General features: G+C 67.3%; 8 protein-coding genes. 5 read left to right on the top strand and 3 right to left on the bottom strand.

Annotated features, from left to right (window positions below; genetic code table 11):
- Position 1: 1 nt before the first annotated feature.
- Together RTU05_RS03115 and RTU05_RS03110 are read right to left on the bottom strand one after the other, a co-directional pair.
- Positions 2-1645: an alpha-amylase family glycosyl hydrolase gene (locus RTU05_RS03115; protein WP_312595597.1), complete on the bottom strand. Its 1644-nt coding sequence runs from the start codon at positions 1643-1645 to the stop codon at positions 2-4.
- Positions 1642-3471: an alpha-amylase family glycosyl hydrolase gene (locus tag RTU05_RS03110; RefSeq protein WP_312595595.1), complete on the bottom strand. Its 1830-nt coding sequence runs from the start codon at positions 3469-3471 to the stop codon at positions 1642-1644. The genes RTU05_RS03115 and RTU05_RS03110 overlap by 4 nt, the downstream gene beginning before the upstream one ends.
- Positions 3472-3759: 288 nt before the next feature.
- On the opposite strand from RTU05_RS03110, the gene RTU05_RS03105 reads away from it, so the two are divergent.
- Positions 3760-6594, top strand: coding sequence for a TonB-dependent receptor (locus RTU05_RS03105; protein ID WP_312595593.1), 2835 nt, complete (start codon positions 3760-3762; stop codon positions 6592-6594).
- Positions 6595-6782: 188 nt separating this feature from the next.
- Positions 6783-8057: a sugar MFS transporter gene (locus RTU05_RS03100; protein WP_312595591.1), complete on the top strand. Its 1275-nt coding sequence runs from the start codon at positions 6783-6785 to the stop codon at positions 8055-8057.
- Between the two features lie 72 nt (positions 8058-8129).
- Here RTU05_RS03100 and RTU05_RS03095 read toward each other — a convergent pair whose 3' ends face one another.
- Entirely contained in the window at positions 8130-8738 is a 609-nt protein-coding gene (locus RTU05_RS03095) for a TetR family transcriptional regulator (protein WP_312595589.1), read from the bottom strand.
- A gap of 131 nt (positions 8739-8869) precedes the next feature.
- On the opposite strand from RTU05_RS03095, the gene RTU05_RS03090 reads away from it, so the two are divergent.
- The 3 genes from RTU05_RS03090 to RTU05_RS03080 all read left to right on the top strand — a co-directional run.
- Positions 8870-10072: an efflux RND transporter periplasmic adaptor subunit gene (locus tag RTU05_RS03090; protein ID WP_312595587.1), complete on the top strand. Its 1203-nt coding sequence runs from the start codon at positions 8870-8872 to the stop codon at positions 10070-10072.
- Positions 10073-10075: 3 nt separating this feature from the next.
- Positions 10076-13354, top strand: a complete 3279-nt coding sequence (locus tag RTU05_RS03085; RefSeq protein WP_312595585.1) for a multidrug efflux RND transporter permease subunit — start codon at positions 10076-10078, stop codon at positions 13352-13354.
- Positions 13354-14148: TolC family protein (locus RTU05_RS03080; RefSeq protein WP_312595583.1), on the top strand; the 795-nt coding region annotated here is incomplete at its 3' end. The genes RTU05_RS03085 and RTU05_RS03080, both read left to right, overlap by 1 nt.

Here is a 14148-nt window from a genome sequence, read left to right as displayed (position 1 = left end):
TTCATCCGGCGTCGGCGAAGATCAGACCGGCCAGCGGCCTCAGCGCCGCGCCGTCCGTCTCGGTCCAGTTGACCGCCGCGATCCGGCGCGCCCCGGCGGGCGGCGACCACTCCATGGCCTCGAAGCCCAGGTTGAACACGCACAGCAGCCGCTCGCCGCCCTCGGCCCGTTCGAACCGGCGGAAGACCACCAGGTCGCCCGCGCTCTCGATCTCCAGACCTCCGGTCCGCAGCGCGGGATGAGCCTGACGCAGGGCGATGATGCGGCGGGCGGCGTGCAGGATCGACGTCGGGTCCGCCTCCTGCGCATCGACCGCCAGCGCCTTGTGTCGCGGATCGACCGGCAGCCACGGCTCGACGGTGGAGAAGCCCGCGTTGGGCGCGACGGCGATCCAGGGCATGGGCGTGCGGGCGCCGTCGCGGCCCAGGGTCTGGGGCCAGTTGGCGATGGCCTCGGGATCGACCAGCCGCTCGAACGGCACTTCGGCCTGGGGCAGGCCCAGCTCCTCGCCCTGATAGACGAAGACATTGCCACGCAGGCTCATCAGCAGCAGCAGGGCCATCTCGGAAAAGGCCTTTTCGTCGCGGCCCCTGGCCCAGCGCGACACCGCGCGCGGCGCATCGTGGTTGGAGAAGGTCCAGGACGGCCAGCCTTCGCCTTGCTGGTCCGGCCACATCTCGTCGCCCTGACCGATCAACTCGCCCTTCAGCGTGTCGGCGTAGAGATAGAGGAAGCCATAGGCCGAATGCAGCCTGTCGTTCCCGGCGGTGAACTCCTTCATCTCGCGGTCGGCGTGGTCGCCGCCGACCTCGGCCACCGTGAACCGGGCGTCATAGCTGTCGGTCAGGGTACGGATGCGGTTCAGGAAACCTATGATGTCGGGATGGGACTGGTTATAGATCTTGTCCTGGAAGTCGAACGGCCGCGTGCGCTTCTTGCCGTCGTCGATCGGCGGATTGTCGCGCAAGGACGGATCGTGGATGGCGAAGTTGATCGCATCCAGCCGGAAGCCGTCCACGCCCCGGTCCAGCCAGAACCGCGCCGCCGCGATCAGGGCGTCCTGCACCGCCGGGTTCCTGACGTTCAACTGGGGCTGGGAAGCCAGGAAGTTGTGCATGTAATACTGGCCGCGCCGCGCGTCCCAGGTCCAGGCCGGGCCGCCGAACACCGACTGCCAGTTCGAGGGCGGCGAGCCGTCGGGCTTGGCGTCTGCCCAGACATACCAGTCGGCGTGCTCGCCATCGCGGCTGGCGCGGCTGGCGGTGAACCAGGGGTGTTCGTCGGAGGTGTGGGAGAAGACCTGATCGATGACGACCTTCAGCCCCAAGGCATGGGCGCGCGCAACCAGGGCGTCGAAGTCGACCAACGTGCCGAAGATCGGATCGACATCGCAATAGTCCGAGACGTCATAGCCGAAGTCCTTCATCGGCGACTTGAAGAAGGGCGACAGCCACACCCCGTCCACGCCCAGGCCGGCGACATGATCCAGATGCGCCGTGATCCCCCGCAGGTCGCCCACGCCGTCGTCGTTCGCATCGGCGAAGCTGCGCGGATAGATCTGGTACAGGACCGCGCCCCTCCACCAATCCTGAGCGAGGGCAGGGACGACGGCCGCCGGGGAAGGATCGATGGGCTGGGCGGTCACGGCACGCTCTTGCAGACGAGGTAATCGAGGGGGGGAACGCGAACGGCGACGCTGGCGGGCGCCGACGAACGGGGGGCGCAGTCGCCGCGCAAAGCCTGCCACCGAAGCGAGCCGGGCTCCACCTCGACCTGGGCGCTGACGGGGGCGGTCGAACTGTTGAACAGCACCAGCACTTCGCCGCCGTCGTCCGTCAGGCGCGGCTCGGTCACGCGAGATAGGGCGAACAGGCCCGGCTTGTCGCCATAGGCCCGCACGACCTGACGGCCGCGCCGCAACGCCGGTTCGGCGGCGCGCAGGCGGGCCATTTCCGCGATGGCCTTGTACAGCGGCGCCTCGGTCGAATAGGCCGCTTGGCGGCCGCCGACGGGCGTCTCGTTCGCATAGACCGGCGTGCGGCTGGGCCACATGTCCTGGCGCGATTTTCCGTATCCGCCCGCGCCGGCGAAGCCCTGTTCGTCGCCGTAATAAAGGGTCGGCACGCCCCGGCTGAACATCATCAGCGCATGGGCCAGTTTGATCCGGGCCAGCAGTTCGGCGTCGTCGGCCTCAGGGTTAGCCTGTTTCACGAAGAAGCCGATCCGGCCCATGTCGTGGTTGCCCAGGAAGGTCGGCAGGATGGCGGCCGTCTCCGCGCCGTCCGCATAGATCGTATCGGCGTCGAACAGCTTGGCCAGGGCGTCGGTCCCCACCTTGCCCGCCGCGACGTCGGTCGCCTGTTTCTGGAACGGGAAGTCCAGCACGGCCGGATAGCCGTCGACCCGCGTGAACCGCGCCGTCACCGCCGGATCGGGGTCATAGACCTCGCCGAAGATGTGGAAGTTGGGGATGCCCTTGGCGGCGGCGCGGGCCTTCATGGCGGGGATGAAGGCCCGCCAGAATTCGGGGTTCACATGGCGGGCGGTGTCGATGCGATAGCCGTCGATGCCGTATCGATCGATCCAGCCGCCGAAGATGTCGATCATGCCCTGCACGACCACCGGGTCCTCGGTCAGCAGGTCGTCCAGACCGGCGAAATCCCCGTCCAGGCTGCTTTCGCCCGAGAACGTGCTCTCGCCCCGGTTATGATAGCGGATCGGATCGTTCAGCCAGGCCGGAACCTTGGCGTTCTCCTCGCCCGCCGGGACGTAAGGGCTGTAGGCATAGTCGGGCCGGGTCAGGCGCGAGAAGTCGCGACCGTCGAACCCGTCGTTGATCGGCGCGCCGTCCACCCCGCCCTGGCGTGTGTAGGGATAGTCGGCGCGGCTGCGGTAGGCGCAGTCGTTCTGCGGGCATTCGCGATAGCGGATGACGTCGGCGGTGTGGTTGGCCACGATGTCCAGATAGACCTTCATGCCCCGTGCATGGGCCGCATCGACCAGGGCGCGCATCGTCGCCTCGTCGCCGAAATGGGGATCGACCGTGGTGAAGTCGGTGATCCAATAACCGTGGTGCGCCGCGCCGGTATAGTTTCCATGCGTCTGGACCGGCTTGTTCTTGAAGATGGGCGCCAGCCACACGGCCGTCGCGCCCAGGCCCTGGATATAGTCCAGCCGCTGGATCACCCCCGCCAGATCGCCGCCGTGATAAAAGTCGGTGTCGGTTGGATCGAAGCCGCTGACCAGCCGCTGGGGCGCATAGCCGCCGTGGTCGTTGGCGGCATCGCCGTTGGCGAAGCGGTCGGGCAGCAGGAAATAGATGACCTCGTCCTGCGGCGGGCGCTGGCGCAGCGCCTCAAGAGCGGCGGGCGTCTGGCCGGTCTGGGCCAGGGCCGAGCCGCCTGCGGCCGATATCAGGGCGGCGGCGGCCGCAACCGCGCGCCATCTGTTCGGTGTCTTTGCGGTGTTCATCGTCGTCGCTCCCAAACGTCTGGCCGATGCAAAGCCTTCCAGATCAGTTTGCAAGATTTTGCAGCAATGGCTCCGGCTGTCAACGCGCGTCGTTTTTGCTGTAATGCAAACCTTATGTGCGGTTTCAGGCCGCAGCCAGGCGTCGCAGCTGCAAAAATCCCGTCCGTGCGAGGGGAGTGTGGCAGGGACAACATTAACTGCTTGCAAGGTTCGCGAAGATTTGCATATTTTTGCGACGGCTTAGGGTCGCGACGTTCAGAAACGCGAACAGCCCCAGGGAGGATGATTATGTTCCAACGTCTCAACCGACGCGCGCGTCTGCTGTCCGGTGTCGCCTTCGGCGCCGCCGCCTTCATGGCCGTCGGCTCGGCCCACGCCCAGACCGCCGCGACGACCACCGCTCAGGCGGGCGACCAGCCGACCGAGGTCGGCGAAATCGTCGTCACCGGCATCCGCCGCTCGATCGAAGCGTCGATCTCGGCCAAGGCCAACAACACCTCTATCGTCGAGGTCATTTCCTCCGAGGACATCGGCAAACTGCCCGACGTGTCCATCGCCGAATCCCTGGCGCGCCTGCCGGGCGTGACGATGCAGCGGCTGGACGGCCGCAGCCAGGCGATCTCGATCCGGGGACTGGGCCCCGACTTCACCACCGCCCTGCTGAACGGTCGCGAACTGGTCACCACCGGCGACAACCGCGGCGTCGAGTTCGATCAGTTTCCCGCCGAACTGCTGTCCAGCGTCGTTGTCTACAAGACCCCGGATTCGGCCCTGATCGGTCAGGGCCTGGGTGGCACCGTCGATCTGCGCACCGTGCGCCCGCTGGCCTATGGCCGCCAGGCCATCGCCCTGAACTATCGCCACGAGTGGAACGACATCGGCGCCCTGAACTCGGGCACCACCGACAAGGGCGACCGCTACACCGTCTCCTACGTCGATCAGTTCCTGGACGGAACCCTGGGCGTGGCCCTGGGCTACGCCCACATGAGCTCGCCCTATCAGTCCGAGCGGTTCAACGCCTGGGGCTATCCCAACTACACCGACGGCAATCTGCTGACGGGCGGGGTCAAGCCCTACGTCATGTCGTCGGAACTGGAGCGCGACGGCTACATGGGCGTGCTGGAATGGCGCCCGAACGACCGCATCCACTCCACGATCGACGCCTTCTATTCCGAGTTCAAGAACACCCAGGTCCTGCGCGGCATCGAATTCCCGCTGGCGTGGGGCGGCCTGGCTGAAAACCCCAACCGCAGCGACACCGTTCTGGGCGGTTGCCAGATCACCAACAATGTCGCGACGCCCAACGTCTGCCGCCCGGCGCCGTCGCTGCGGCCCGGCTACACGGTCGAGGACGGCCTGATCGTCGCGGGAACCTGGGACAACATCAAGGGCGTCGTTCGCAACGACCTGAACAAGCGCGACAGCAACATCACGGCCCTGGGCTGGAACACCGAGTTCACGATCAGCGACGACTGGTCGGCGAACCTGGACCTCAGCTATTCGAAGGTCGAGCGTAACGACATCATCCTGGAAACCAACGCCGGCACCGGCCGCAACATCAACGGCGCTTTGGACACGCTGGGCTTCCAACTGACCGGCGACGGCGTGACCCGCTTCACCAGCCGCCTGAACTACGCCGATCCGACGCTGATCAAGATCACCAGCCCGCAGGGCTGGGGCGGCGACGTGATCCCCGAGGGGCAGGCCGGCTATATGAACACCCCGTCCATCGAGGACGAGCTGAAGGCCGCCCGCTTCTCGGTCACGCGCCAGCTGCACCAGAGCCCGTTCAAGTCGATCGACTTCGGCTTCAACTACACCGAACGCCAGAAGACCTTCGTCAACGACCAGTACTACCTCGGCGTCCCCGGCGGCGGCGATCTGACGGTTCCGACCGCCTTCCTGCTGGACCCGACCGACCTGGGCTATCTCGGCATCTCGCAGGTGCTGAGCTACGACGCCCTGGGCCTGGTCAACAGCGGCGCGCTGAACCGCATTCGCAACCCGAACGCCGACGTCATCTCGGGCAACTGGGAAGTGACGGAAAAGGTCTCTACCGCCTATGTCCGCGCCAACGTCGATCACAATCTGTTCGGCCTGCGGCTGACCGGCAATGTGGGGATGCAGTTCGTCTATACGGACCAGAGCTCTAACGGCTTCTCGGCCCGTCAGGCGGGACCGGGAGTGTCCCAGACGGTCGCCGTGTCGGGCGGCAAGGACTATCTGGAAATCCTGCCCAGCTCGAACTTCATCCTGCAGGTCGCGGACGACACTTTCGTGCGTTTCGCGGCGGCCCGCACCCTGGCTCGCGCCCGCATGGACGACATGCGCGCGTCGCGGAACTATTCGTTCGACAACGGCAAGAACAATGGCAATGCGTCGGCCGATCAGAACTCGCCCTGGAGCGCCTCGGGCGGCAATCCGACGCTGACCCCGTACATCGCGGACGTCGCCGACCTCTCGTTCGAGAAGTATTTCGCCAACCGCAAGGGCTACATCTCCCTGGCGGCATTCTACAAGCATCTGGAAAGCTACGTTTATAACCACGACCAGATCTTCGATTTCACCGGCTATCCGACCGGTGGCGTGACGCCCGTCATCAACTTCGGCAAGTCGTCGGCCCCGGACAACGGCGAAGGCGGTTGGATCAAGGGTCTGGAGTTGTCGATCTCGGCGCCGTTCGACATCTTCCATCCCGCGCTGGAAGGCTTCGGCGCCCAGTTCAGCGCCTCGACGACGGACAGCGAGGTCCAGCCCGATCCGACCCAGGCGCCGACCACGCTTCCGGGGCTGTCCGAGAACGTGATCAACGGCTCGCTCTATTACGAGCGCTACGGCTTCCAGTCGCGGATCTCGGCCCGCTATCGCTCGGACTACCTGGGCGAGGTCGCCGGCTTCGGCAACGGCCGCACCCTGCGTTCGGTGGGGGCGGAAACCGTGGTCGACGCCCAGATCGGCTACGAGTTCCAGTCCGGCGCGCTGGAAGGTCTGTCCGTCCTGGCCCAGGTCAACAACCTGACCGACGAACCGTTCAAGACCTTCCAGAACGGCGATGAGCGTCAGACCATCGACTACCAGCACTATGGCCGCACCTTTGCGGTCGGTCTGAACTACAAGTTCTGATCCTTCTTCTCTCCGAGCAGACTTGGGCCGCCCGTTCATGGGCGGCCCTTTTTTCGTCCGGCGGCAAAAGTTTGGTTACAGGGCGCGCTTTTCGGCTGGACGCACGGCCTGCGATGTCGGAACCACGTCGATCTGAAGAACCGCGCGGCGCAGCGCGGCCGATGACGCCTCTGGGGGACCTGACTTTCATGACCACGACGGACGCTGGAAAACGCCAGGGCGCAGGCCTGGCCTTCGCCTATGTCACCACCCTGTTCTTCGCCTGGGGCTTCGCCACCTCGCTGATCGATCCGCTGATCGCGGCGGTGAAGCGGGTGTTCGACCTGAACAACGCCGAAGCCTTCCTGACCACCTTCGCCTGGTTCATCGCCTATGGGCTGATGTCGCTGCCGGCCGCCTCGGTGCTGAGCAAGCTGGGCTACAGCCGCTCGATCATCGGCGCCCTGATCGTCATGGTCGCGGGCTGCCTGATCGTGCCGGCCGCGACCGCCGCCGACTGGTATCCGGGCGTGCTGATCGCCCTGTTCGTGATCGCCTCTGGCGTCACCCTGCTTCAAGTCGCCGCCAATCCGCTGGTCGCCGAACTGGGCAGCCCCAAGGGCGCGTCCAGCCGTCTGAACCTGTCGCAGGCGTTCAACTCTCTGGGCACGACGATCGGGCCGTGGCTGGGGTCGCACGTTCTGTTGACGGGCGGGGTCTTCGCCGCCGGCGCGGTCGTGACCGCCGCCACCCGCACCCAGTCGCTGCGCAGCATCGACATGGCCTTCCTGGGCATGGGCTCCTTCTTCGCCCTGGTCGCCGTCTTCATCTTCACGGCGCGCAAGAAGATCAACGCCGCCGCGCCCGCGACGACCGAGGCCGTGTCGCCGCTGAAGGCCCTGTCCTCGCCCTGGGCGATCTTCGGCGCCCTGGCCATCTTCCTCTATGTCGGGTCAGAGGTCGCCATCGGCGGGATGCTGACCAACTTCCTGGAAAGCCCCGACATCCTGAACGCCCCCATCGAGACGGCGGGCAAGATGGTCGCCCTGTACTGGGGCGGCGCCATGGTCGGCCGCTTCATCGGCTCGGCCGTCCTGACCAAGGTGCGTCCGGGCATCGTCCTGGCCTTCTGCACGGTGGCGGCCGCCATCCTGTGCCTGACCGTCAGCCAACTGGGCGGACCGACGGCGGCCTATGCCGTCCTGTCCATCGGCCTGTTCAACTCGATCATGTTCCCGACCATCTTCACCCTGACGCTGGAGCGGTCGACCGCCCCGACCTCGGCGACCTCGGGCCTGCTGGTGTTCGGCATCATCGGCGGCGCCCTGCTGCCGCAGGTGGCGGCGCGCATCGCCGATGCGGCGGGCAATCTGCAGCCGGCCTTCATCGTGCCGATGCTGGGCTATGTCGGGCTGACGATCTTCGCCATCGCCTGTATCCGCACCAAGGCGCGGACCGAGGTGACGACGACCGCCTCGCACTAAGCGATACGTCGCCGGACAAGACAAAGGGCGCGGAGGGAGACCTCCGCGCCCTTCTTTGATTCCGCCGCGCGATCAGCCGTCGATCAGCGCCTGAAGGATGGGGGCCAGCCGGTCGCGCATCTCTTCGCACTGGGCAGCGTCGATGTTGAAGCTGCCGCCGCCCAACTCGCGGCTGACGGACATGCCCATGATGAAGCCGGCCAGCAGCCGCGCGCGCACCGTGGCGTTCGGCCCGCTCAGACACTCCTCCAGCGGGCCGAAGAAGCGTGCGGTGCAGGTCGTCTGCACCATCTCCGCGGCCTTGTTCGAGCCGATGCAGCGCAGCATGATCGACATGCCCTTCAGCTTTTCGGCGGTCTTGGGCTCGAACACGATCTCATTGGCGACGCGCGCGCCGAACTCGGACTTGTCGCCGGACATCAAGGTGCTGCCGTCGCCGCAACTGTCCAACGCAGCCAGGAACAGGTCGTCCTTTGAGCCGAAATACCGGCTGATCAGGGCCGCATCGACGCCCACGTCGCGGGCGATGTCGCGCATGCCGACATCGTCATAGCTCTCGGCCGCGAACCTTTCGCGCGCTGCATCGAGAATGGCCGTGCGCGTCGCGGCGGCGTTTCTCGGGCGTGGGCCGGGACATAACAAGGGTGTGACACTCCACAGAACAATAACCGTAGCTCCCATATGGCTTTGTCATCGCGTGTTGACAAGCGCCACGGCCCCGACCATTAAGTCACCATGCGTTGACAAGGCCGACTCCCCATCGGCCTCTGTCCGCTCGACAGGGATTTACCTCCGACAGGGAGATTGCGCAGATGCGCGGGCTGAAGATTGCGGCGGTATCCGTCATGGTGACGGGTGCGCTTTATGGTTGTTCGCCTAAGGCGGAGGCTCCGGCGCAGGGCGCGCCTCCGGTGACGGTGGCGACGCCCCTGCAGCAGCAGGTGCGCGACTGGGACGAGTTCACGGGCCGGTTCGAGGCGGTCGAGACGGTGGACGTGCGCGCCCGCGTCGGCGGCTATATCCAGGCGGTCCACTTCCGCGACGGCCAGATGGTCCAGCGCGGCCAGCTGCTGTTCACCCTGGACCCGCGCCCCGCCCAGGCCGCCCTGGCCCAGGCCCAGGCCCAGGTCGCCCAGATGCAGTCGCAACTGACCCTGGCCCGCGCCAACCTGACCCGCAGCGAGACGCTGCTGGCGTCCCAGGCGGTATCCAAGGCCGAGTATGATTCCAACAAGGCCGCCGTCGATGCGGCCCAGGCCAATCTGGCCGCCGCCAACGCCGCGGTCCGCAATGCGCGCCTGAACCTGGACTACACCCGCGTCACGGCGCCGACCTCGGGCCGCGTGTCCGACCGTCGGGTCGATCCGGGCAATGTCATCGCCGGCGGCTCGTCGGCGGGCGACGTCCTGACCACCATCATCTCGGGCGGGCCGATCCACTTCGTCTTCGACGGTTCGGAAGCGGTCCTGCTGAAGTATCTGCGTGAGGGCGGCGCCAATCAGGGCGCGACGGTCAATGTGCGCCTGCAGGACGAAACCACCTACAAACACACCGGCCGTCTGGACTTCTCGGACAACGCCGTGGACACCGCCTCGGGCGTGATCCGCCTGCGCGCCATCCTGCCCAACGCCGACGGCTTCCTGCGCCCCGGCATGTTCGGCAGCGCCCAGGTCGCCGGCGCCGGCGCCTACAACGCCCTGCTGGTGCCGGATTCGGCCATCGGCACGGATCAGACCCGCCGCACCGTCGCCGTGGTCAACGCCGACGGCACCGTGACGAACAAGGCGGTCCAACTGGGCCCGATCGTCCAGGGTCTGCGCGTCGTCCGTTCGGGCCTGGCCCCGACCGATCGCGTCATCATCGCCGGCCTGCAGCGCGCCGCCCAGCCGGGGTCAAAGGTCACGCCCAAGACCGGCAAGATCGAACCCGTCGCGGCGGACGCCTCCCAGGCGCCGGTCACCCAGGCGGCCCCGGCGTCCAGCGCCTCGTTCGCCAACTCCATTCCCGCTGGCTAAGCCATGAACATCTCCCGTTTCTTCATTGATCGGCCGATCTTCGCGGCCGTGATCGCGGTGGTGATCTCGATCATCGGCATCGCGGCCTATCCGCTGCTGCCGCTGTCGCAGTATCCCGAGATCGCGCCGCCGACGATCACCATCAACGCCGCCTATCCGGGCGCCTCGGCCGAGACCCTGGCCGAGACCGTCGCCGCCCCCATCGAGCAGGAGGTGAACGGCGTCGAGAAGATGCTCTACATCACCTCCTCGTCCACCTCGGACGGGGCGGTGGCGATCACCGTGACCTTCCAGCCCGGAACCGACCTCGACGCGGCCCAGGTGCTGGTCCAGAACCGGGTCGCCCTGGCCGAGCCCCGCCTGCCTGAGGCGGTGCGTCAGACCGGCGTGGTCGTCAACAAGGCCGAGAGCGGCTTCCTGATGATCCTGGGTCTGACGTCGCCCGACGGCACGCTGGATAACGACTATGTCGGCAACTACGCCAACTCCACCCTGCGCGACCGCCTGCTGCGGATCGAGGGCGTGGGCGCGGTCCAGGTGTTCGGCGGCGGCAACTATTCGATGCGCGTCTGGATCGACCCGGCCAAGGCGGCCGAGCGCGGTCTGACGGGCCCCGAGATCGTCTCCGCCCTGCGCGCCCAGAACGTGCAGGCGGCCGCCGGCTCCATCGGCCAGCCGCCGTTCGCCAACAACGCCGCCTCGTTCCAGCTGCCGGTTCAGGTTCAGGGCCGTCTCAGCGACCCGGATGAGTTCTCCAAGGTCATCCTGAAGACGGACGCCCAGGGTCGCGTCACCTATCTGCGCGACGTGGCGCGGATCGAACTGGGCGCCCAGGACTATGGCATTCGCGGCTTCTTCGACGGCCAGCGCGGCGTCGGCATCGCCATCGTGCAGCAGCCGGGCGCCAACGCCCTGGGCACCGCCGACCGCGTCCTGGCCGAGGTCGAGGCGCTGAAGGCCGATCTGCCGGCCGGCATGAACGTCTCGGTGCCGTACAACCCGACCGAATTCGTCGCCGCCTCGGTGGAGTCGGTTCAGCACACCCTGGTCGAGGCCGTCATCCTGGTCGTCATCGTCATCATGGTCTTCCTTCAGACCTGGCGCGCGGCCATCATTCCCATCATCGCCATTCCCGTCGCCCTGGTCGGCACCTTCGCGGTGCAGCTGGCGCTGGGCTATTCGATCAACTCCCTGTCCCTGTTCGCCCTGGTCCTCGCGGTCGGTATCGTCGTCGATGACGCCATCGTGGTGGTCGAGAACGTGGAGCGGGCCATCAGCGAGGGCCTCAGTCCAAAGGAGGCCGCCTATCGCTCGATGCAGGAGGTGTCCGGCGCCCTGATCGCCATCGGTCTGGTGCTGATCTCGGTCTTCATCCCGACCATGTTCGTGCCCGGCATCCCCGGCATCTTCTACCGCCAGTTCGCGGTGGTGATCGCCTCGGCCTCGGTCATCTCCCTGTTCGTGTCGCTGACGCTGTCGCCGGCCATGGCCGCCCTTTTGCTGAAGCCGCACAAGAAGGACCACGAACACGCCCGCAAGCCGGGCGTCCTGGGCACGGTCGTCTATTACGGCGGCTGGGCCGGGCGGAAGTTCAACGAGGGCTTCGACTGGCTGTCGGATCGCTATGGCCGTCTGACCGCGCGACTGGTGCGCACGGTCGGTCTGGTATTGATCGTCTATGCCGGCCTGCTGGGCCTGACCGCCTGGCGCCTGATCGACACCCCCTCGGGCTTCATCCCCGAACAGGATCAGGGCTTCCTGATCGGCGTGATCCAGCTGCCCGCCGGCGCCTCGCTTGATCGGACGGAGGCCGTGATGACGCGCGCCACCGACATCATCCGCAAGACCGACGGCGTGAACGGCGCCATCGCGTTCGCCGGCCTTGACGGCTCCAGCTTCTCGTTCGGCTCCAACGCCGCCACCATCTTCGTGCGTCTGAACCCGTTCGAGGAGCGCTCGAAGCAGGAGGCCGCGACCGCCCTGGCCGGGGCCATCACCCAGGCCACGGGTCAGATCGAGGACGCGCAGATCTTCGTCATCGCCCCGCCGGCGGTTCAGGGTCTGGGCACCGGCAACGGCTTCTCGATGATGATCCAGGACCGCGAAGGCGCCGGCTATCGTCCGCTGGAAGGCGCGACCTTCGCCATGATGGGCGCGGCCGCCCAGGCGCCGACCGAGGTGAACCAGGTCTTCTCGACCTACAACACCGCCTCGCCGCGCATCACCGCCGACGTCGACCGCGACAAGGCGCTGATGATGGGGGTCCAGCCCAGCGCCGTGTTCGACACCCTGGGGGTCTATCTCGGCTCGTCCTACGTCAACGACTTCAACATGCTGGGCCGCACCTTCCGGGTGACGGCGCAGGCGGAGCCGCAGTCGCGCGACGACATCGCCGACATCGCCAATCTGAAGACCAAGTCGTCGTCGGGGGCCATGGTGCCCATCGGTTCGGTGGCCAATCTGACGAACGACTCCGGTCCGTCGCGGATCGTGCGCTACAACCTGTTCCCGGCGGCCGAGCTTCAGGGCAACGCCGCGGCGGGCGTGTCGTCGGGCGAGGCGCTGCAGGTCATGGAGCGTATGGCCGCCCAGACCCTGCCGCAGGGCTTCTCCTACGAATGGACGGGCCTGGCCTATCAGCAGAAGGCGGCCGGTTCCGGCGCGACGGTCATCTTCCTGATGGCGGTGGTGTTCGTCTTCCTGGTGCTGGCGGCGCAGTATGAGGCGTTCACGCTTCCGCTGGCGGTCATCCTGATCGTGCCCATGTGTCTGCTCGCCGCCATCGTCGGGGTGAACCTGCGGGGCCTGGACAACAACATCCTGGTCCAGATCGGGCTGGTGGTGCTGATCGCCCTGGCGGCCAAGAACGCCATCCTGATCGTGGAGTTCGCCAAACAGGCCGAGGAAGAGCAGGGCATGAACCGGTTCGACGCGGCGGTCGCCGCCGCCAAGACCCGCCTGCGTCCGATCCTGATGACCTCCTTCGCCTTCATCCTCGGCGTCGTGCCGCTGATGCTGGCGTCGGGGCCGGGCGCGGAGATGCGTCAGTCGCTGGGCACCTCCGTCTTCTCGGGGATGCTGGGCGTGACCTTCTTCGGTCTGATCTTCACCCCGGTCTTCTATGTGGTCTGCCGCTGGCTGTCGTCCAAGCTGCCGCAGGGCCACAAGCCCGGACCCAAGCCGACCTCGACCCCCGAGCGGATCGAGCGTTACGACGAAACCAGCGACCTGACCGATCCGAACGCGCCTGCGCCCGCGACCGGCCGGGGAGGGGACATCTGATGACCCGCAAATCCACGCTCAGCCTCCTGACCGCCGCAGCCTCCAGCGCCCTGCTGGCCGCCTGCGCGGTCGGGCCGAAGGCGCCGACGGCCGACCTGCCGACGGCCGGAACCGGCGCCTTCGTCGGCTCCGCCAGCCCCACCGTCTCGACCGCCCAAGCGCGCGACGACTGGTGGCGGCTGTACGACGACCCGCAACTGGACGCCCTGATCCAGCAGGCCTTCGCCGAGAACAACCAGTTGGAGGCCGCCTTCGCCAATCTGCGCGCCGTCCGGGCGTCGCTGTCGGAGGCGCGCGTCGGCCGCTTCCCGACCACGACCACCAGCGCCCAGGCCCAGCGCAGCCGCGCCTCGGCCGCCACGGTCCAGGGGCTGCCGGCGGGCGAGAAGGCGCCCGAGATCGACACCTACGACGTCGGGATCCAGGCGGCCTATGAGGTCGATCTGTTCGGCCGGGTGGAATCCACCATCCGCGCCGCCCGCGCCGATACCCGCGCCGCCGAGGCCGCTCTGGCCACCGTCCAGGTGACGGTCGCGGCCGAGACCGCCCGCGCCTATGCGGACACCTGCTCGGCCAACGCCCAGATCGCGGTGGCCGAACGGACGCTGGAGCTGCAACGCAACACCGCCAGCCTGACCCAGACCCTGCTGGACGGCGGGGCCGGCACGGGGCTGGACGTGGCCAGCGCCCGCGCGGCGGTGGCCCAGACGGCGGCGACCCTGCCGACCCTGCGCGCCGCCCGCAACGAGGCCCTGTTCCGCCTGTCCACCCTGATCGGCCGCACCCCGGCCGAG

The organism is Brevundimonas sp., from assembly GCF_032017145.1.
In the GTDB taxonomy this organism is placed as follows: Bacteria; Pseudomonadota; Alphaproteobacteria; order Caulobacterales; family Caulobacteraceae; genus Brevundimonas.
This window is presented reverse-complemented; position numbering and strand designations above follow the sequence as displayed.

Coding starts and splice junctions, on each gene's coding strand:
- RTU05_RS03095 (WP_312595589.1), bottom strand. CDS start 8,738: ATGGGAGCTACGGTTATTGTTCTGTGGAGTGTCACACCCTTGTTATGT.
- RTU05_RS03100 (WP_312595591.1), top strand. CDS start 6,783: ATGACCACGACGGACGCTGGAAAACGCCAGGGCGCAGGCCTGGCCTTC.
- RTU05_RS03110 (WP_312595595.1), bottom strand. CDS start 3,471: ATGAACACCGCAAAGACACCGAACAGATGGCGCGCGGTTGCGGCCGCC.
- RTU05_RS03090 (WP_312595587.1), top strand. CDS start 8,870: ATGCGCGGGCTGAAGATTGCGGCGGTATCCGTCATGGTGACGGGTGCG.
- RTU05_RS03105 (WP_312595593.1), top strand. CDS start 3,760: ATGTTCCAACGTCTCAACCGACGCGCGCGTCTGCTGTCCGGTGTCGCC.
- RTU05_RS03085 (WP_312595585.1), top strand. CDS start 10,076: ATGAACATCTCCCGTTTCTTCATTGATCGGCCGATCTTCGCGGCCGTG.